The 19,746-nt window shown below is 67.0% G+C and carries 17 protein-coding genes; 8 read left to right on the top strand and 9 right to left on the bottom strand.

Annotated features, from left to right (window positions below):
* Positions 1-50: 50 nt before the first annotated feature.
* The 3 genes from LC092_RS21300 to LC092_RS16935 all read right to left on the bottom strand — a co-directional run bounded on the left by LC092_RS21300 (position 51) and on the right by LC092_RS16935 (position 3,058).
* The gene (locus tag LC092_RS21300; protein WP_224808491.1) at positions 51-827 is read right to left on the bottom strand and encodes a GNAT family N-acetyltransferase; all 777 of its coding nucleotides are present in this window, start codon (positions 825-827) and stop codon (positions 51-53) included.
* A gap of 13 nt (positions 828-840) precedes the next feature.
* On the bottom strand, positions 841-2,073 hold the full coding sequence (argJ, locus tag LC092_RS16940; RefSeq protein WP_224808489.1) for a bifunctional glutamate N-acetyltransferase/amino-acid acetyltransferase ArgJ: 1,233 nt from the start codon (positions 2,071-2,073) through the stop codon (positions 841-843).
* 97 nt (positions 2,074-2,170) lie between these two features.
* Positions 2,171-3,058, bottom strand: a complete 888-nt coding sequence (locus tag LC092_RS16935; protein WP_224808487.1) for a peptidylprolyl isomerase — start codon at positions 3,056-3,058, stop codon at positions 2,171-2,173.
* Positions 3,059-3,426: 368 nt separating this feature from the next.
* On the opposite strand from LC092_RS16935, the gene secA reads away from it, so the two are divergent.
* From secA to LC092_RS16920, 3 genes are all read left to right on the top strand, one after another.
* A complete protein-coding gene (gene secA / locus LC092_RS16930) occupies positions 3,427-6,210 on the top strand; it encodes a preprotein translocase subunit SecA (protein ID WP_224808485.1) in 2,784 nt (927 codons plus the stop codon).
* 102 nt (positions 6,211-6,312) lie between these two features.
* Entirely contained in the window at positions 6,313-7,203 is an 891-nt protein-coding gene (locus tag LC092_RS16925; RefSeq protein WP_224808483.1) for a glycosyltransferase, read from the top strand.
* Positions 7,204-7,243: 40 nt separating this feature from the next.
* Positions 7,244-8,446 (top strand): adenylate/guanylate cyclase domain-containing protein, encoded by a 1,203-nt coding sequence (locus LC092_RS16920; RefSeq protein WP_224808481.1) that lies wholly within the window; start codon positions 7,244-7,246, stop codon positions 8,444-8,446.
* On the opposite strand, the gene LC092_RS16915 is transcribed toward LC092_RS16920, so the two are convergent.
* Positions 8,433-9,038, bottom strand: a complete 606-nt coding sequence (locus LC092_RS16915; protein WP_224808522.1) for a L,D-transpeptidase — start codon at positions 9,036-9,038, stop codon at positions 8,433-8,435. The genes LC092_RS16920 and LC092_RS16915 overlap by 14 nt on opposite strands.
* 110 nt (positions 9,039-9,148) lie before the next feature.
* On the bottom strand, positions 9,149-10,087 hold the full coding sequence (locus tag LC092_RS16910; RefSeq protein ID WP_224808479.1) for a sugar kinase: 939 nt from the start codon (positions 10,085-10,087) through the stop codon (positions 9,149-9,151).
* 170 nt (positions 10,088-10,257) lie between these two features.
* Between LC092_RS16910 and LC092_RS16905 the strand changes: the two genes are divergently transcribed.
* Positions 10,258-11,043 (top strand): alpha/beta fold hydrolase, encoded by a 786-nt coding sequence (locus LC092_RS16905; protein WP_224808475.1) that lies wholly within the window; start codon positions 10,258-10,260, stop codon positions 11,041-11,043.
* Positions 11,044-11,124: 81 nt separating this feature from the next.
* Here LC092_RS16905 and ppa read toward each other — a convergent pair whose 3' ends face one another.
* The 4 genes from ppa to LC092_RS16885 form a co-directional block, all read right to left on the bottom strand.
* Positions 11,125-11,661 carry an inorganic diphosphatase gene (ppa, locus tag LC092_RS16900; RefSeq protein ID WP_224808473.1) on the bottom strand — a complete coding sequence of 179 codons (537 nt, stop codon included), beginning with the start codon at positions 11,659-11,661 and terminating at the stop codon, positions 11,125-11,127.
* Between the two features lie 114 nt (positions 11,662-11,775).
* Positions 11,776-12,369 (bottom strand): RNA 2',3'-cyclic phosphodiesterase, encoded by a 594-nt coding sequence (gene thpR, locus LC092_RS16895; RefSeq protein ID WP_224808470.1) that lies wholly within the window; start codon positions 12,367-12,369, stop codon positions 11,776-11,778.
* A gap of 181 nt (positions 12,370-12,550) precedes the next feature.
* Positions 12,551-13,603, bottom strand: coding sequence for an aldo/keto reductase (locus LC092_RS16890; protein ID WP_224808468.1), 1,053 nt, complete (start codon positions 13,601-13,603; stop codon positions 12,551-12,553).
* 123 nt (positions 13,604-13,726) lie between these two features.
* Positions 13,727-14,371: an arylesterase gene (locus LC092_RS16885; RefSeq protein WP_224808466.1), complete on the bottom strand. Its 645-nt coding sequence runs from the start codon at positions 14,369-14,371 to the stop codon at positions 13,727-13,729.
* A gap of 130 nt (positions 14,372-14,501) precedes the next feature.
* Here LC092_RS16885 and LC092_RS16880 point away from each other — a divergent pair, with 130 nt between their 5' ends.
* The 4 genes from LC092_RS16880 to LC092_RS16865 all read left to right on the top strand — a co-directional run bounded on the left by LC092_RS16880 (position 14,502) and on the right by LC092_RS16865 (position 19,742).
* Positions 14,502-15,221 carry an ABC transporter ATP-binding protein gene (locus LC092_RS16880; RefSeq protein ID WP_224808465.1) on the top strand — a complete coding sequence of 240 codons (720 nt, stop codon included), beginning with the start codon at positions 14,502-14,504 and terminating at the stop codon, positions 15,219-15,221.
* 3 nt (positions 15,222-15,224) lie between these two features.
* The gene (locus LC092_RS16875; RefSeq protein WP_224808464.1) at positions 15,225-17,795 is read left to right on the top strand and encodes an ABC transporter permease; all 2,571 of its coding nucleotides are present in this window, start codon (positions 15,225-15,227) and stop codon (positions 17,793-17,795) included.
* 135 nt (positions 17,796-17,930) lie between these two features.
* Positions 17,931-18,692 carry a hypothetical protein gene (locus tag LC092_RS16870; protein WP_224808463.1) on the top strand — a complete coding sequence of 254 codons (762 nt, stop codon included), beginning with the start codon at positions 17,931-17,933 and terminating at the stop codon, positions 18,690-18,692.
* 264 nt (positions 18,693-18,956) lie between these two features.
* On the top strand, positions 18,957-19,742 hold the full coding sequence (locus LC092_RS16865) for a Bax inhibitor-1/YccA family protein (protein WP_224808462.1): 786 nt from the start codon (positions 18,957-18,959) through the stop codon (positions 19,740-19,742).
* The last annotated feature ends 4 nt before the right edge of the window (positions 19,743-19,746 follow it).

Below are 19,746 nucleotides of genomic sequence, written 5' to 3'. Positions count from 1 at the left end.
TCGGCACGGCCGCATAACCCTTTGCTCACCATGTCCGGGAAAACGCCGGTTCAGCCGTCGGGCGGCGGAAACCGGTAGTGATAACTGTAGGCATCTTCAAAGCCGCAGCGACGGTAGAGCGCGCGCGCAGCCCTGTTCTCGCGCACCACCTGCAGCCAGGCGGTGCGGCAGCCGAGCCGGCGGCCCTGCTCAAGGCACGCCCGCACCATCCGCGCGCCGAGACCCTGCCGGCGCACGAGCGGATCGACCGCAAGATCGTAGATCCCGAGAAGGTCTCGGTCGGCCACGGCAATCGCCACCGCCACCGGCGCGCCGTCGGCGGCGCGTGCCACCAGACAGACCCGCCTGGCGGCGATCCGCGCAAGGGCAGCGCCAAGCTGCTCCACCGCATCGGGCGCGACCGTTTCCGGCCGCGTTCCGCCGACGCGAACAAAAGCGTCGAGCCAGTCGGCAAGCGAACAGGTGGCAATCTCCTCGCCCCGAAGCGCGGCCGGCGTACCCGCGTCGACCGGGCGGATCCACACATCGGTCTCGCCCGCCGAAAGCCAGCCCATGGCATCGACATGCGCGGTCAGCGCCGGCGGCGTCAGCGGGGTATGGCGCAGGTGAAACACCACGTCGTGACGGGCATACAGCGCCTGTGTTTCGGCAAGCCGCGCCGCGAGCCGGTCATCGTCTTGCGGATCGAAGACGTTGAGCGAATTGACCCGCCGCGCCGGAACACCCGGCGACAGGCGCGACAGCCAGGAGCCGTCGGCGCGCTGCATCCAGGCCGGAAAGCCGTTCAGGTTGGCGGTCTCGATCGCCAGGATGGAAGGCGGCTCCACGCGCTTGCCCGCGTCAGGACCGGTAGTCGCCGTTGATCGCGACATATTCCTTGGTCAGGTCGCAGGTCCACACGGTCGCCCGGCCCGCACCGATGCCGAGGTCGACCGTGAGCTGGATTTCCTCCTGCTGCATCACCGCCGTGGCCGCTTCTTCAGAGTAGGCCGCGTCGCGTTCGCCGTCGACGGCGACGCGCACATCGCCGAACCAGATCGCCAGCCGGTCGCGTTCGGCCGGCTCGCCGGCCTTGCCCACCGCCATGACGACCCGGCCCCAGTTGGCGTCCTCGCCGGCAACCGCCGTCTTCACCAGCGGAGAATTGGCGATCGAGAAGGCAATCTTGCGGGCGCTCTCGTCGCTTTCCGCGCCGCGCACCGTGACCTCGAGAAACTTGCGCGCGCCCTCGCCGTCACGGACGATCCAGTGGGCCAGTTCCCGCGTCAGATCGGCGAGCGCCGCCCGGAAAGCCGCAAGCCTCGGATCGTCGAGCGTTTCCACGCGCGCCCCGCCGGCCGCGCCGGTGGCGAAAAGCAGCACCGTGTCGGAGGTTGAGGTATCGCCGTCGATGGTGATCGAATTGAAGCTCGGCCCGACCGCTTCCGACAACAGCGCCTGCAGCACGGGCGCCGCGATCGGCGCATCGGTGACGAGGAAGGAGAGCATCGTCGCCATGTCGGGCGCGATCATGCCGGCGCCCTTGGCGATGCCGTTCAGCGTGACGGAAACGCCGCCCATGTCGATGCTGCGCGTCGCCGCCTTGGGAAACGTGTCGGTGGTCATGATGGCGCGGGCCGCATCGAGCCAGCCGGTGGGCGCGGCCTGTTGCGCCATCGTGCCGAGCACGCCGTCGAACTTGGCGGCGGCGAGCGGCTCGCCGATCACGCCGGTGGAGGCGAGGAACACCTCGCCCGGCTCGCAGCCGGCGGCCGCCGCCGCGAGCTGCGCCGACAGGCGCGTCGCCTCGACGCCCTTCTTGCCGGTGAAGGCATTGGCATTGCCGGAGTTGACGAGCAGCGCGCGCGCCTTGCCGCCGGCCAGATGCGCCCGGCACCAGTCGACAGCGGCCGAGGGACAGCGCGAGCGGGTGAACACGCCGGCGATCTCCGTGCCCTCGTCGAAGAGCATCAGCAAAACATCGGTGCGCCCGGCATATTTGATGCCCGCCGAAGCGGTGGCCAGACGCGCGCCGCCGACGGCGGGCACCTCCGCATAGGACTTGGGGGCCAGGGGAGAAATCGCATCCGACATGGCGGCACCGTCTTTTCTTGAGAAGCGAGAAACAAAAAGGCCTGCCCGCGACGCGCGGACAGGCCATTTGTCTAACCGGTTGGCCGGATCTGTCAAACTACTGTTTGGCAGCGTCCCCGCCGTCCGTCGCCGCGTCGGCGTCCTTGTCCTCTGCGGCTGGTTCATCGGCTACGATCTCGATGGCCGTCTCGGCCTTCAGCGCCGACATGACTTCCGCATAGCGGGCGCGCAGCAGGTCCTGGCGCAGGCGGTCGCGCACGTCGTCAAGCTCCGGCGCCGGCTGCTTGCGGGCGTCCTCGACCGTGATCACATGCCAGCCGAACTGCGTCTGCACCGGCTCCTTGGTGAAGGCGCCGACCTCGAGCGCGAAGGCTGCGTCCTCGAATTCCTTGACCATGCGGCCGCGGGTGAAATAGCCGAGATCGCCGCCGTTGGGGCCGGACGGGCCGGTCGACTTCTCCTTGGCCAGCTCGGCGAAATCGCCGCCGTCCTCGAGCGCCGCGATCACGGCCTCGGCGTCTTCCTTGCTTTCCAGCAGGATGTGGCGGGCCTTGCGCTCGTCCTCGCCGACGTAATCGGCGAATTCCTTGTCATAGGCCGCCTGCACCATCTCGTCGGTGACCTTGTTCTCCACTTCGCGCACCAGATAGGCGTTGCGCAGGGCGCGCATCGTCAGGAAGTCGACCTGGCGCTGGAAGTCTTCCTCGTCGTCGATGCCCGCGTCCTCGGCCGCATTGGCCATCAGCTGCATGTCGATGACGATGTCGGTCAGGACCTTGCGCCACTGGGCCGGCGGCACATTGGCGAGCTGCTGGGCGAAGTCCTGCGACGCGAAGGCGATGTCGGCTTCGGTGATGACGCTTTCCCCGACCGTGGCGACCGCATCGCCCGGCTCCTGCGCCTGCGCTGCGGCAAGGCCGAGGCCCGAGGCAAACGCCAACGCGACCGTGGCGCGCTGCAGTGTCGCGGCAAATCTGGGTGTCATGCTGTAATCCTCTTAGTTGAGCGCGATGCCGTTTCGGCACCGTCGCATATACGGGCCACGGGCCTTTGCGGCCAGGCCCGGCCGGCGATTGTCGCACCGGAGAAACCGTCGCAGCGGCAGCGCGAACGCCTCCCGCCATGGCTCGGCGGCAGACTTGCGCAAAACGCGCGGCGTTGACAACCTCCGGACCCCCTCTTATCTGTCGAACGTCCCTGCCTCATGGCCGGACGACCCCATCTAGGCGCGCGTTCCTCTCCCGTCTCAATGTGGCGGTTGCGAGGCCGGTGCCAAGTATCGTCAATCCGAATGCCGGGTTGCCGCCCATGTCAGACCCTGGCGGCGCCCTTGGCAAGAATAAGGACCGCCACATGGCCGGCCTCGGCGCACTCGCCAGAAAGCTCTTCGGCTCAGCAAACGATCGCCGCATCAAGATGATGCGCGGACGAGTCGCCTCCATCAACGCCATGGAGGAAGAGCTCAAGGCGCTCAGTGACGATGCACTGCGGGCGCGCACGGACGAATTCCGCAGGCAGATCGCCGAGGGTGCGTCGCTCGACAGCATTCTCGAGCCCGCCTTCGCCACCGTCCGCGAGGCCTCGCGCCGCGTGCTCGGCCAGCGTCACTACGACGTGCAGCTGATCGGCGGCATGGTCCTTCACGCCGGGCAGATCTCGGAGATGCGCACCGGCGAGGGCAAGACGCTGGTGGCAACGCTCGCCGTCTACCTCAACGCGCTTGCCGGCAAGGGCGTCCACGTCGTCACGGTGAACGACTATCTCGCCAGCCGCGATGCCGACTGGATGGGCCGGATCTACCGCTTCCTCGGCCTCAGCGTCGGCGTCATCGTCCACGGGTTGACCGACGAGGAGCGCAAGGCGGCCTATGCCGCGGATGTGACCTACGGCACCAACAACGAGTTCGGCTTCGACTACCTGCGCGACAACATGAAGTACGAGCGCGCGTCGATGACCCAGCGCGGTCACAACTTCGCGATCGTCGACGAGGTCGATTCCATTCTCGTCGACGAGGCGCGCACGCCGCTGATCATTTCCGGTCCGCTGGAGGACCGCAGCGAGTTCTACAACACCATCGACGCCTTCGTTCCCCACATCGCCGACGGCGATTTCGATCTCGACGAGAAGCAGCGCTCGGCCACCTTCACCGAGGCCGGCAACGAGAAGCTCGAGGCGCTGTTGCGCGAGGCGGGTCTGCTCAAGGGCGAAAATCTCTACGACGTGGAGAACGTCTCCGTCGTCCACCACCTGCAGCAGGCGCTGAAGGCGCACAAGCTGTTCCAGCGCGACAAGGACTACATCGTCCGCAACGGCGAAGTGGTGATCATCGACGAGTTCACCGGCCGCATGATGCCGGGCCGCCGCTATTCGGAAGGCCTGCACCAGGCGCTGGAAGCCAAGGAAAAGGTCTCGATCCAGCCGGAAAACCAGACGCTGGCCTCGATCACCTTCCAGAACTATTTCCGCCTCTACGACAAGCTTGCCGGCATGACCGGCACCGCCTCGACCGAGGCCGAGGAATTCGGCGACATCTACGGCCTGGAGGTCGTGGAAATTCCGACGAACCTCCCGGTGCGGCGTATCGACGACGACGACGAGGTCTACCGCACCGTCGAGGAGAAATACCAGGCCATCGTCGAGCTGGTGGACGAGTGCAAGTCGCGCGGCCAGCCTATTCTCGTCGGCACGACCTCCATCGAGAAGTCCGAGGTTCTCGCCGCCGCGCTCAAGAAGGCCGGCTACCGCCAGGTCGACGTCACCGACCCGGACGCCTTCAAGCCGCTGCTGGAAGGCGACTTCAACGCCAAGAAGGCCCGGATCTTCGCCGTTCTCAACGCCCGCTATCACGAGCAGGAAGCCTCGATCATCTCGCAGGCCGGTCTTCCGGGTGCGGTGACCATCGCCACCAACATGGCCGGCCGCGGCACCGACATCCAGCTCGGCGGCAACGCCGACATGCGCATCGACTACGAGCTCGAGGGCATGGAAGAGGGCGAGGCCCGCGCCGCGCGCGAGGCCGAGATCCGCGCCGAGATCGAGGCGCGCAAGAAGACCGCCATCGAGGCCGGCGGCCTGTTCGTCATCGGCACCGAGCGCCACGAAAGCCGGCGCATCGACAACCAGTTGCGCGGCCGCTCCGGCCGTCAGGGCGACCCGGGCCGCTCCAAGTTCTTCCTGTCGCTGCAGGACGACCTGATGCGCATCTTCGGCTCCGACCGCATGGACGGCATGCTGCAGAAGCTGGGCCTCAAGGAAGGCGAGGCCATCGTCCATCCCTGGATCAACAGGGCGCTGGCCAAGGCGCAGCAGAAGGTCGAGGCGCGCAACTTCGACATCCGCAAGAACCTGCTGAAGTTCGACGACGTGATGAACGACCAGCGCAAGGTCGTCTTCGACCAGCGCATCGAGCTGATGGACGGCGAGGCCATCGCCGAGACCGTCACCGACATGCGCCACGACGTCATCGAGAGCCTTGTCTCCCGCCACATTCCCGAAAAGGCCTATCCCGAGCAGTGGGACACCGAAGGCCTGCAGGCGGAAGTGCGCCAGGTCCTCAACCTCGATCTGCCGGTCGTCGCCTGGGCCCAGGAAGAGGGCATCGCCGACGAGGAGGTGATCGAGCGGCTGAAGAAGGAAGCCGACCAGGCCATGGCGCGCAAGGTCGGCCAGTATTCGCCCGACATCATGCGCCAGGTCGAAAAGGCGGTCCTGCTGCAGACGCTCGACCACCTGTGGCGCGAGCATCTCGCCAATCTCGATCACCTGCGCTCGGTCATCGGCTTCCGCGGTTACGCCCAGCGCGATCCGCTGCAGGAGTACAAGACCGAGGCCTTCACGCTGTTCGAGAGCATGCTGACCAACCTTCGCCAAGCGACCACGGCACAGTTGATGCGCGTCGAGCTGGTGCAGGAACAGCCGCCGCAGCTTCCCGGCGACGAGGACCTGCCGGAGATGCAGGCGAGCCACATCAACCCGCAGACCGGCGAGAACGAGTTCGAGACCGCCGGCGCGCAGCCCGTCTCCGGCGGTGCCCGCGATCCGCAGGACCCCGCCACCTGGGGCAAGGTCGGCCGCAACGAGGCCTGCCCTTGCGGCTCCGGCAAGAAGTACAAGCACTGCCACGGCGCGCTCGCCTGAGCATGAATTCTCCCAAAGCCCTGCCCGGAACAGCCGGGCAGGGCTTTTCTGCACCCGATCGCACCTCTTCAGCCTTTAGGTATTTCAAGCGATGCGAGCGACATGATCAATCGGCTCCTCGATACGGCCTTCGGCCCGAACGGGTCGAAGCTGCCTGGCTTGCGCGTCAAGACGCCTGCAGGGCTTCCGCTTTCCACTCTTTCGACCGAGAAGCTCGGGACGGCACACGTCCCAACGGACGTCGCGCCGCTGTCTGTGCACATTCTCTGGGTGGAAGGGGAGCTCTGCCGCCTCGGCAGGCTCACATGCGCGAGTTTCGTGGCCAACGGCTACGATGTAAATCTCTGGAGCTACGGTGGACTCACACGTATCCCGGAGGGGGTCACACTTCGCGATGCACGCGAGATTCTCCCGGAAAGCCGGATTTTTCGCTACCAGAACGGAACCGTGGAAAAGGGCAGCCTGTCCCCTTTCGCCAATCTCTTCCGCCTCGCACTGCTCTCGCGCTTCGGAGGGCTTTGGTCAGATGCAGATGTGATCTGCCTGACCCCGGCGCAAACCCTGCGCGACAGCGCCCCGGGAGGGTTCTTCGTTTCGGAACGCCTCAGGAGCAGGCGGGCGGTCAAGGTCAACAACAACCTGATTTATCACCCGGCCCCGAAGCCGGGCGACGTCATCGATCTTGCCTTTCGTTTCGCGGACGGGTTCGACCCGGCTCGACTGACATGGACCGACTGCGGTCCCAGATTGCTCACCACGTTGATCGACACATGGCCAGCACTCGCGCCCCCAATGCTGATGGCTCCCGATGTCGTCAACCCGATCGACTACTGGCAATGCCCCAAGGCGTTGTTCTCACCGCGAACGCGGTTGCCGAGCACGACCGGTTTCCTGCACTGCTACAACGAGATCTGGCGGCGCGCCGGCCTAGACAAGTCGGCCCCCTTCCCGCCGAATTCCTTGCTCGGCCGGATCGCGGCACGCTACGAATGACGCTGCGGGACGCACAGTCCCTCGCGACGAGGAGGCCCGCATGCGCACGACCCCCGAAATCGAGGACATAGAGGACTGGCTGATCCGCGAGGCGCTCGGCCAGCCGGAGATCGGCCAGATGTTCGCCGGCACCTGCGAGCGCATGCGCGCCGCCGGCATCGCCATCGACCGGGCGCTGCTGTCGTGGTCGACGCTGCATCCGCTGATCGAGGCGGAAACCGCACTGTGGCTGCCGGGCGAGACCGTCGCCCACGGGCTGTACACCCACGACCAGCCCGACACCGACGAGTGGCTCTTGAGCCCGATCCGCGCGCTGCTGTCCTCGCGCGAAACGCGTATGCGCCGGCGGCTCGCCGATGGCAACGCACCGCTGGAATTTCCGATGCTGGCGGGACTGCGCGATCAGGGCTTCACCGACTATCTCGTGATCTCGACGCCCTTCGACCTGCCGAGATCGAACCCCTTCGACGTCTCCGGCATCATCGTCACCTGGAGCACCCGGACGGCGGGCGGATTTTCCGACGAGGTCATCGACCGGATCGACTATCTGCAGATGCGCCTGGCACTTGCCTGCCGGGCCAATGTCCAGTCCCGCATTGCCCGCACCATCGCGGAAACCTATCTCGGCAAGCGCGCCGGCGGGCAGGTGATCTCCGGGCGCATTCGCCACGGCGACGGCGAGGCGCTGGATGCGGTGATCTTCTACAGCGACCTGCGCGGGTCGACGGCGCTCGCCGACCGGCTGGCGCCCGACGATTATCTCACGCATCTCAACGCCTATTTCGAGGCGACCGCCGGCGCGGTGATCGCCCATGGCGGAGAGGTGCTGGATTTCATCGGCGATGCGGTGCTGGCGGTGTTCCCGATGGACGAGATGGGACTGCAGGCGGCAACCCACAATGCCATGGACGCCGTTGCCGAGGTCCGCCGGAGGCTCGCATCGGCGCGCAAGCTAACGCCGCATCCGCTCGGCTGCGGCATCGCGCTGTCCTCGGGCCGGGTGATGTTCGGCAACATCGGCGTCGCCGAGCGTCTGACGTTTTCCGTCATCGGCCCGACCGTGAATGCCGCGGCCCGTATCGAGGCGATGACGAAGCGCCTCGACACCGAGGTCCTCGTCACCGCCGAAATCGCCGATCAGGCGCCGGAGCGCTTTCGCGCCGCCGGGCGGTTTCCGCTCGACGGCTTTTCAACCCCGGTGGAGCTTTACGCCCTCAGCGAACCGGCGCTCAAAGCACCGTGACGCGGGCACCGATCGTGACGCGGTTGTAGAGATCCTCCACATCCTCGTTGAGCATGCGGATGCAGCCCGACGAGACGGCGCGGCCGATCGACCAGTCCTCGTTGGTGCCGTGAATGCGGTATTCGGTGGAGCCGAGATAGAGAGCCCGCGCGCCCATCGGGTTCTTCGGTCCGCCCGGCATGAAGCGCGGCAGGTTGCGGCCCTTCTTGCGCTCGCGCACGATCATTTCCTGCGGCGGCGTCCAGCTCGGCCACTTGGCCTTGCGGGTGATCTTTTCCTTGCCCTGCCAGCCGAAGCCCTCGCGGCCGACGCCGATGCCGTAGCGCACGGCCTTGCCGCCCGGCAGCACGAAATAGAGATAGCGGTCGTCGGTGTCGACGATAATCGACCCGGGCTTTTCCGAGGTCCGGTAGCGCACGGTGGTGCGCTTGTATTTCTCGCGCACGATCTTGCCGGCCGCCTCCGGCGTGATCTTGTAGGTCTGCCAGCTGCGGCTGGTCGGATCGTAATAGCGCTCCGTCACCGCCGACGCCTGGCCAAGCGTCATCGCCGTGGCCACAACGGCCATCATCATCAGTCCGAAAATCCGCATCGTCATCCTCACCGCGCTCTCGCCGCCGTCCCTATCGGGACAGGCCAACCGCATTCCGCCGCACAGCCGGCGGCACCCGCTGCCACCCTGCGGTATCGCCGGTAAGGATACTATGAACGGCGCTCCGCCGGCAGCGATCCGCGCTCCAGAAACGCCACGACGTCCGCGCGCTGTGGCAGCGGCGCAACAGCGCCGTAGCCGCAGACCGCGAGTGCGGCCGCCGCATTGGCATGGCGCGCCGCCGACACCCCGTCGGCCCCGGCGAGACACTCCGCCAGGAACGCCCCGTCGAAGGCATCCCCCGCCCCGGTCGCATCGACTGCCGCAACGCTGTGCGGCGCAATCCGCGTGAGGCCATGCGCATCGGCATAAAGCACGCCCTCTGCCCCCAGCGTCAGCGCCACCTGTTTCGCGCCGGCGCCAAGATAATGCGCAACGATGTCCTCGGGCGTGTCCAGCCCGGTCAGCAGGCGGGCGTCGTCGAGACCGGGCAGCACGATGTCGGCCATGGCGGCGGTCTCGGCCACGATCGCCCGCGCCCGTGCCAGCGGCCAGAGCTTCAGGCGCAGGTTGGTGTCATAGGAGACGCGCCCGCCGGCGGCGCGCACGATGTCGATGGCCTCGAACACCGCATCGCAGGCGCTGGCCGAAATCGCCTGGCTGATCGCCGAGACATGCAGGATGCGCGCCTGTTCCAGCGCCGCGCGTGGCAGATCCTGCGGCGCGAAGAGACTCGCGGCCGACCCCGCCCGGCGGTAGGTGAAGACATGCCCCTCCGCCCCGTGGGTGACGAAATAGATCCCCGTCGGCGCCTGCGCGCGGCGCGCCACGTTGCCCGCATCGACCCCCTCGCTGCGCCACAGCTCATGCAAGAGGTCGCCGAAGACATCCGCACCGGTCGCGCCAATGCAGCCCGCCGACGCACCCTGGCGCGCGGCAGCGATGGCGACATTGGACGTGTCCCCGCCGAAGCCCTGGACGTAGGGGCCGCCGGCCCGCGTCTGGTTGAACTCGACCATGGCCTCGCCGAAGCACAGAAGATCCGCCACCCCAAACCTCGCAAATTTCAATCGATTTAATTCCGGTCGAGATCTTGTGCTGCGCCGACCTGTGCCTGTCAAGATCCATCGCCGTACCGACGGGCCGGCCCGGCTTTCCGCTCGCCTCGCGGCAGCGCCTGTGGCAACAAGGCCGCACGGTTGGAAACAGGAGACATTGCATGGTTTCGCAGACGCCGGCGGGCTGCCTGCCATTCACCGAAAGCGGGCCGGACGGCCCGGGCGCGCCCGTGGTGCTGCTGCACGGATTTGGCGGCGATGCCGCCGGCTGGTCGCTGGTGCAGGCGCCGCTCGCCCTCCATCGCCGCATCCTCGCCTTCGACCTGCCGGGACATGGGCGCGCGCTCGACTGGCCGGAGATCGGCGGCGCGGGGATCGCGGCCCGCGCCGTGCGCGGATCGCTCGACGCGCTGGGGCTGGAAAAAGTCCACCTCGTCGGCCATTCCATGGGCGGCGCCACCGCCGTGCTCGTCGCCCTCAAGGCGCCGGAGCGGATCGCGAGCCTGACCCTGCTGGCACCGGGCGGCTTCGGCTTCGAGGTCAACCACCGCCTGCTGCGCCGCTATGCGGCCGCGACGGAGGCGGGCGAACTGGAAATGCTGCTGGAGCAGTTCTTCGGCTGGGAGTTCGACCTTCCCCGCGCCATCGCCCGTCACGCCGCGGAGACCCGCGCCCGCCCCGGCGCCCGCGAGGCGCTGATGGCCATCGTCGAGCATCTGGTCGACGGCAAGACCCAGAAGGTGCTGCCGCGCGATGCGCTGGCCGGGCTGAATGTTCCGGTCAAGATCGTCTGGGGTACGCAGGACCGCGTGCTGCCGACGCGCCAGTCGCACAAGCTGCCGGGCGAGGTCGCGACCCATGTGTTCGAGCGCGTCGGCCACATGCCGCATCTGGAAATCCCCGACGCCGTCTGCCGGCTGATCCGCGAGCAGATCGCCCACGGCTAGATGACCGCCGTCGCCAACGAAAAAGGCCGGAAGCGAATGCTCCCGGCCTTTCGAAAGTCAGCAGTGGCGTCTTCGCCGCTCTCAGCCCTTGCGGGCGTTCTCGCGCTCGATCGATTCGCGGATGATGCGCTTGGCGTCGTCCGGACCGCCGAAGCCCGTGATCTTGACCCACTTGCCGGGCTCCAGATCCTTGTAGTGCTCGAAGAAGTGCTTGATCTGCTCGACGGTGATCGCCGGCAGGTCCTCGAAGTGCAGCACATTGTCGTAGCGCTTGGTCAGCTTGGAGGAGGGCACGGCGATCAGCTTCTCGTCCATGCCGGCCTCGTCTTCCATGAACAGCACGCCGATCGGGCGGCAGTTCATGATCGCACCGGGCACGATCGGACGCTGGTTGGCGACGATCACGTCGACCGGGTCGCCGTCGCCGCACAGCGTGTGCGGCACGAAGCCGTAGTTTCCGGGATAGCGCATCGGCGTGTACAGGAAGCGGTCGACGTACATCGCGCCCGCATCCTTGTCCATTTCGTATTTGATCGGCTCGCCACCGACCGAGACCTCAACGATCACATTGATGTCTTCGGGCGGGTTCTTGCCGATCGGCACGGCGTCGATGCGCATGGATCAAGCTCCTCGATTGGTCGTTGGCGCGCTGTATCGCAAGCGCCACGCCCAAAGGCAAGCCGGAAATTGTGCGCTGCACCTTAAGTGCTAGACCACCCCCCGGCCGGATGACTAGCGAAAGTCATGGCCGGCGAAGGCATCCGCATCGAAGTCGCGCTCCGCGCCGCCACGGGCCGACAGCGGATAGGCCTCCTCCACCAGATAGGGCCCGCCGCCCGTACTGGCACGGGAGGAAAACAGCACGAACCGCGCGGCAGTGAAGGCCGGCACCTGGAATCCGCCATGCTCCGCCAGCCAGCGCGCGACATCCTGGTTGGTCGCGCTGCGGCACCGCGCCAGCGTCACATGGGGAATATACTTGCGCCGCTCCGCCGGCAGGCGCAGCCGCTGCAGGATGCGCTCCTGCTCGCCCTGAAGCTCCATCAGCGCCCGGTTCGGCTCGACCCGCGCCCATACCGCATGGGGCTTGCCGTTGCCGAAGGAGCCGAGGCCGTCGATGCGGATCTCGACGGGATCGCGGCGGATGCGCGCCAGCGCATCGGCGATTTCGTCGGCGGTCGGATCGTCGACATCGCCGATGAATCGCAAGGTGATGTGGTAATTTTCGGGGTCGATCCAGCGGGCGCCGCGCAGGCCGCCGCGTAGCAGGGAGAGCATGAGACCCGTCTGGGAGGAAATCTCAAGCCCGGTGAACAGTCGAGGCATGGGATACCCTCCTCTGTCGCCGATGCCCCATCACGACAGGGAAACGCCCCGCTTCGCAACCAAAAAAGAAAATCCGAAAAAGATCAAACCCCTGGGACCGCCGACGTGCCGCCGGCGACCGGGCGGGAGCCGGGTTCTTCCCCTGCCCGCGCCCGGCGAATCGCCGGCCTCCGCCCGCCGGTTACGGGCAGGGCGAGCCGTGCTTCTGGAAGATCGCGGTGATCTTCTTTTCGATTTCCGGCGTGATCGTCACCTCGAGCGAGGCGAGATCGTGTTCCAGCTGCGCCAGCGAGGTCGCGCCCAGGATCACCGAGGTCATGAAGCTGCGCGAACGCGCAAAGGCAATGGCCAGTTGCGACGGCGCGATGCCGAGCTCGGCAGCAAGATCCAGATAGGCGTTGATCGCCTCTTCCGCGCCCGGCTTCTCGTAGCGGTTAAGCCGGTCGAACAGCGTCTTGCGCGCGCCGGCCGGCAATGCGCCATCGCGATACTTGCCGGTGAGATAGCCCTGCGCCAGCGCCGAATAGGCCAACAGCCCGACATCCTCGCGCAGGCCGATCTCGGCCAGCCCGACCTCATAGGTCCGGTTCACCAGCGAATAGGCGTTCTGGATCGAGACCACGCGCGGCAGGCCGAGGCGCTCGGCCGTCGCCAGCCAGGTCATCGTGCCCCAGGCGCTTTCGTTGGACAGGCCGATATGGCGGATCTTGCCGGCCTTGACCTGATCGGCGAGCGCCGACAGCGTTTCCTCGATCGGAACCTCGTCGGCGACCGGCTTGGGCGCCTGCCAGATCGTCGGATTGGACCCGAAGCCCGAGACCGCGCGGTCCGGCCAGTGGATCTGGTAAAGGTCGATATAGTCGGTCTGCAGGCGCTTCAGGTTCTTGTCGACCGCCTCCTCGACATGGGCGCGGCTGAGGTTCGCCGTCACGCCGCCGTCGCGGAACCAGGTGTTGGCGCTGCGCCCGACCATCTTGGTGGCGAGCACGATCCTATCGCGGTTGCCCCGCGCCTTGATCCAGCTGCCGATGATTTCCTCGGTCCGCCCCTGGGTCTCCGCCTTGGGCGGGATCGGATAGAGTTCGGCGGCGTCGAACAGGTTGACGCCATGCTCGAGCGCCATGTCCATCTGGGCATGGCCCTCGGCTTCCGTGTTCTGCTCGCCAAAGGTCATGGTTCCCAGCGACAGGCTGGAAACGTGAAGATCCGTGCGTCCAAGACGGCGCTTTTCCATGCGATTTCTTTCTTCTTCAGAGGCCGGAGACGGAGCGGCCTCGAACGGGAGGCCTGAAAGGTTGCGGGAATTTGGCGCAGGTGGCACGCCCCGGTCAAGCAGACGACTTGCGGAAGATCGAAATTACGAGTTGTTGGTCCGCGCCCGCTCGATCAGCGCCTCGACCTTGGGAAGGATCCCTTCCACGATCAGCGCCACGCCCTTTTGCGTCGGATGCATGCCGTCGGGCAGAACGGTTTCGCGCGACAGCGGAATGCCTTCCAGGAAATAGGGATAGAGCAGCGCATCGTATTTCGCCGCGACTTCGGGAAAGACCGCATCGAACGCCGCCGCATAGTCCTCGCCCATGTTGCGCGGGGCGCGCATGCCGGCGACAAGCACCGGCAGGCCGCGTTCATCGAGCCGGGCCACGATCGCATCGATGTTGTCGCGCACCGAGGCGACCGGCACGCCGCGCAGCGCGTCATTGGCGCCAAGCTCGACGATCACCGCATCCGCATCCTCCCCGACCGACCAGTCGAGCCGGGCCAGTCCGCCGGACGTCGTGTCGCCCGACACGCCCGCATTGACCACCTCGACCGCATGGCCGCGCGCCCTGAGCGCTGCCTCGAGCTGTACGGGAAAGGCGGCCTCGGGCGGCAGCTGATAGCCGGCCGTCAGGCTGTCGCCGAGCGCGACGATCTTCAGTGCGCCCCCCTCCGCCCGGGCCACCCCGGTCAGCGCCGCGACAACGGCAAGGGCACGGAAAACTGTATCAAATCGTATCACCGGGACTGATCCTCTGGACGTCGGCACCCTGGGGTCCCATATCGGTCAAAGCCTTGCGCGCCTGATCGTCAGACCGCAAGGCCCCGCTTCGACCCCGTATCCTATCGTCCTGCAACATATAGGGCAGTGCATGACCGACCGACCAGACCCGGCCCCGCTGATTTCTCTCCGGGACGTTCATCTCAGCCTGGGTCACGATGCCGGCCGCGTCCACATCCTCAAAGGCGTCGGGCTCGACATCGCCGCCGGCGAGACGGTCGGCATCGTCGGCCCGTCCGGCTCCGGCAAGTCGACGCTGCTGATGGTCATGGCCGGGCTGGAACGCGCCGACAGCGGATCGGTGACGATCGGCGACGCGGATCTCACCCGCCTGTCGGAAGACGAACTCGCCCGCTTTCGCGGCCGTTCCATCGGCATCGTGTTCCAGTCGTTTCACCTCATTCCCAACATGACCGCGCTGGAAAACGTCGCCGTTCCGCTGGAACTCGCCGGCCATGCCGATGCCTTCGAAGCGGCGCGCGCCGAGCTTGCCGCCGTCGGACTGGAAAGCCGTGTCGACCATTATCCGGCGCAAATGTCGGGCGGCGAGCAGCAGCGCGTCGCCATCGCCCGCGCACTGGTGACCCGCCCGCCGCTGCTTCTGGCGGACGAGCCGACCGGCAACCTCGATGAAAAGACCGGCGCGCAGATCGTGGAACTGATGTTCAAGGCCACCCGCGAGCGCGGCATGACGCTGGTGCTGGTGACCCATGACGCAGGCCTGGCAAAGCGCTGCGACACCGCGATCCGCGTCCGCTCAGGCCTTATCGAGACGGTCGAGACGCGCGCCGCCGCCGTGCAGGAGGCCTGAGGCATGACGGCTTTCGTCGCCGGGCAGGCGCCCGCGTCCCGCCCCGGCCTTGCGCTGGCCTTCCGCTTCGCGCTGCGCGAGATGCGCGGCGGCCTGAAGGGGTTTTACATCTTCATCGCCTGCATCGCGCTTGGCGTTGCCGCCATTTCCGGCGTCACCTCCGTCTCCCGCTCCCTGGTCGAGGGCATCGCCGCGGAAGGCACCACCATCCTCGGCGGCGACCTCTCCTTCCGCCTGATCCACCGCGAAGCCACGCAGCAAGAATACGCCTATCTGGAAAGCCTCGGCGCCGTGTCGCGGATCGCCACGCTGCGCGCCATGGCGCGCGCGCCGGCGACCGGCGAACAGACGCTGGTCGAGGTCAAGGGCGTCGACGATGCCTATCCGCTGTTCGGCGCAATGAGCCTGACGGCCGGCGGCGCCCTCGACACCGCCCTGGCGGGGGGCGGCGAGGCCTTCGGCGCGGTGGTCGAGCGCGAGCTTCTGGTGCGTCTGGGACTTTCGGTCGGCGACAGCTTCACCCTCGGACGCGCCACGCTGACGGTCTCCGACACCATCGAGGTCGAGCCGGACCGTCTCAGCGACGGGCTGAACTTCGGCCCGCGGGTGATCGTCGCCAATGCCGCCATCGACGCCAGCGGCCTGGTGCAGCCGGGCAGCCTTGTCCGTCAGAACTACCGTGTCCGCCTCGACGCGCCCGACCGGCTCGACGCCATCATCGAGGAGGCCGAGGAGGCCTTCCCGGAAGCCGGCTGGCGCATTCGTTCGCGCGCCAATGCCGCCCCCGGCCTGCAGCGCAACATCGGCCGCCTCGCCCAGTTCCTCAGCCTCGTCGGCATGACCGCCCTGCTCGTCGGCGGCGTCGGCGTCGCCAATGCGGTGCGCTCCTTCCTCGACGCCAAGCGTCCGGTGATCGCCACCTTCCGCTGTGTCGGCGCCGACGGCGGCTTCGTCTTCCGCGTCTATCTGATCCAGATCCTGATGCTGACGGGGCTGGGCATCGCCTGCGGCCTCGTGCTGGGCGCAGCCATCCCCTTCGCGACGCAAGGCTTCCTCGCGACCATCCTGCCGGTTCAGGCGATTGCCTCGATCTATCCGGCCGAACTCGGCCTTGGCGTCCTCTACGGTGCGCTGACCGCGCTTGCCTTCGCGCTCTGGCCTTTGGGGCGCGCGCACGACGTGCCGCCGCGCCTGCTCTTTCGCGACGACGTCAGCACCCGCCACCGCTGGCCGCGCAAGCGCTACATCGCCGGCACGGCGCTTGCGGTCGGCGTGCTCGCCGCGCTCGCCATCTGGCTCTCAGGCGACACCCGCATCTCGCTGGTCTATGTCGGCGCGACGGCCTCCGTCTTCCTGCTTTTGTCCCTGATCGCGCGCGCCATCATGGCCGGCGCCCGGCGCCTGCCGCGTCCGCGCGGCGCGGAGCTCAGGCTGGCGCTCGGCAACATCCATCGCCCCGGCGCGCTGACCCCCTCCGTCGTGCTGTCGCTCGGCCTCGGCCTGTCGCTTCTGGTGACGCTGGCGCTGATCGACGGCAACCTGCGCCGCGAGCTTGGCGCGACCATCGCCCGCGACGCGCCGAGTTTCTTCTTCCTCGATGTGCAAAACAGCGAGCGCGATGCCTTCGACGCACTGCTGTCGCGCGAGGCGCCCGACGCCACCATCGACGGCGCGCCGATGCTGCGCGGGCGGATCGCCGCCATCAACGACATTCCCTCCCAGGACATCGAAGCCCCGCAGGGCGGCGCCTGGGCGCTGCGCGGCGACCGCGGCATCACCTATGCGGCCACGTTGCCCGACAGCAGCACGCTGACGGGCGGGGACTGGTGGGCACCCGATCACACGGGCGCAAATCTGGTCTCCTTCGAAAGCGAGGTCGCCGAGGCGCTCGGCCTGAAGATCGGCGACACGGTGACGGTCAATGTGCTCGGCCGCAACATCACGGCGGAAATCGCCAATTTCCGCCGCGTCGACTGGGAATCACTCTCGATCAACTTCGTCATGGTGTTTTCGCCAAACACCTTCGCCGGCGCGCCGCACACCCACCTGCGCACGCTGACCTATCCCGACGGCGGCACCCGCGACGCGGAGCTTGCCCTGCTCAAGACGGTGGCGAATGAATTCCCGACCGTGACCTCCATTCGGGTGAAGGACGCGATCGCGCAGGTCAACGCGCTGGTGGAACAGCTCGCCTGGGCGATCCGCGCCGCCGCCTCGGTCACGCTGGTCTCCTCCGTTCTGGTGCTGGGCGGGGCGCTGGCCGCCGGCCACCGCCACAGGGTCTATGACGCGGTGATCCTGAAGACGCTGGGGGCGACCCGCGCGCGACTGATCGCAAGCTTCGTGATCGAATATGCAGCGCTTGGGCTGGTGACCGCGACCTTCGCCGTTATCGCCGGCGCGCTTGCCGCCTCCTTCGTGCTGGTGCAGGTGATGGACAGCCAGTTCACCTTCCTGCCGGCAACCGCCATCGGCGCGGCGATTGCCGCCCTCGTCCTCACCGTCGGCTTCGGGCTGATCGGCACCTGGCGGGTGCTCGGCCGCAAGCCCGCCCCGGTGCTGCGCAACCTTTGAGCTGCGCCATCCACACGCTTGCCGGAGAAAATACCCGGCAAGGGTGCCATTCTCCGCGAGGCCGGATATGGTCGCCGGTGCATGCGGGACGCGCGCGCGTCCCGGCAAGAGGACAAGACCCGGAGAGATGTTTTCATGATCCTTTTCAACCTGAAGAGCGCCGCGCTGGCACTGGCGATCGGCTCCGCCGCCCTTGCCGGCACGGCAACGCCGGGCGCAGCGGAATCGCCCTTTCACACCGGCGTGTGGCAGGTGAACGAACCCGACGGGCCGCGCGGCCTTGTCGTGAGCGACTGGCTGGTTTTCGAAAACGGCCTGCCGGCGCGCTGGCTCTATCGCAAGGCCGGCACCAACGACCAGAACCAGTTCGACTTCCTGACCCGCCGCATCGGACAGGCGACCTATGATCCGGTCCAGATCCGCGTCTATCGCACCGGCGAGCACGAAATGAAGTTCACCACCTTCGCCAAGGGCGCGGAGCCGGTGGAACATCCGGCCAAACGCCTGTCGATCCCCAACTACAAGAACTCCTGCCTGTCGGTGGAAAACAAGGGCGAGCGCCTGTTCGGCCGCTGGACCGGCACCACCGCCGCCGCCTTCAAGTCGCTGCGCCTGTCGAAATCGAAGATGACCATCGACGGCACCACCACCGAAGTGGACGTGACCCCGGTGCGCGTCGGACGTCTCGGCATCGTCGAGAACGGCAAGCCGATCGCCTTCCTGACCGATGCCGGCGGCGACTATGCCGTGCTGCAGTGGTTCAAGCCCGGCGTCACGCCGCAGACCATGATCGATCCCAAGAAGGAGATCCTGGACTTCGCCCGCGAGGAGATCGTGCGCTGGCCGGGCGGCACCTGCGACCGGCAGATCGCCTCGCGCCTCAAGGCGATGAAGTAAGAAGAACCGATGCGGGCCGCGTTTGCGGCCCGTTTACCCTTTGCCGTTCATGACAGATCGGTAATGTGTTTTGGGTCGATTGCACCTTGTTCGGGCGTTCCCCAACGCCCATATTCAGCAGGACTTGTACGTAATCCGCCGTTTTTGGCGCGATTTGGGCGGGAAAATCTCCCCGCGCGGGTCAGGACACCGGTGTTTTACAGGGGCAATCGCCCGCCGACGCGGATAGCGCGGACGGATCACGAGAGGATGGAGAGGATTTCGATGTCGACCTTCGACCGCAATTCCAACTTAGGGTATACGGCGGCCGGCGCGCGCGCAGGGGCCGGCGTCTATGACGAGGGCCTTCGCGCCTACATGCTGGGCGTCTACAACTACATGGCCCTCGGCCTCGGCCTTACGGGCATCCTGGCGCTCGCAACCGCCTGGATGGCGACGACGCAGGATCCGTCGCAGGCCGCCGCCCAGTTCGGCAACGGCATCATGCTGACCCAGCTTGGCGCGACGCTTTACGGCAGCCCGCTCAAGTGGGTGGTCATGCTTGCGCCGCTCGCCATGGTGTTCTTCCTCAGCTTCAAGATCCAGTCGATGAGCGCCTCCACCGCGCAGACCACCTTCTGGGTCTATGCCGCGCTCATGGGCGTGTCGCTGTCGTCGATCTTCCTGGTCTACACCGGCGGCTCGATCGCACGGGTGTTCTTCATCACCGCCGCCTCCTTCGGCGCGCTGAGCCTCTACGGCTATACGACGAAGAAGGACCTGTCGGGCTGGGGATCGTTCCTGTTCATGGGCCTGATCGGCATCATCCTGGCGTCGATCGTCAACATCTTCCTGGCCTCTTCGGCCCTGCAGTTCGCCATCTCCGTGATCGGCGTCCTCGTGTTCGCCGGCCTCACCGCCTACGACACGCAGCAGATCAAGGAAATGTACGACGGCAACGACGGTGCGGAAGTGGCCACCAAGAAGTCGATCATGGGCGCGCTGCGTCTCTACCTCGACTTCATCAACCTCTTCCTCATGCTGCTGCAGCTCTTCGGCAACCGCGAGTAAGCGC

Origin of the sequence: Stappia stellulata (assembly GCF_020176715.1) — a bacterium.
Classification (GTDB): domain Bacteria; phylum Pseudomonadota; class Alphaproteobacteria; order Rhizobiales; family Stappiaceae; genus Stappia.
This window is presented reverse-complemented; position numbering and strand designations above follow the sequence as displayed.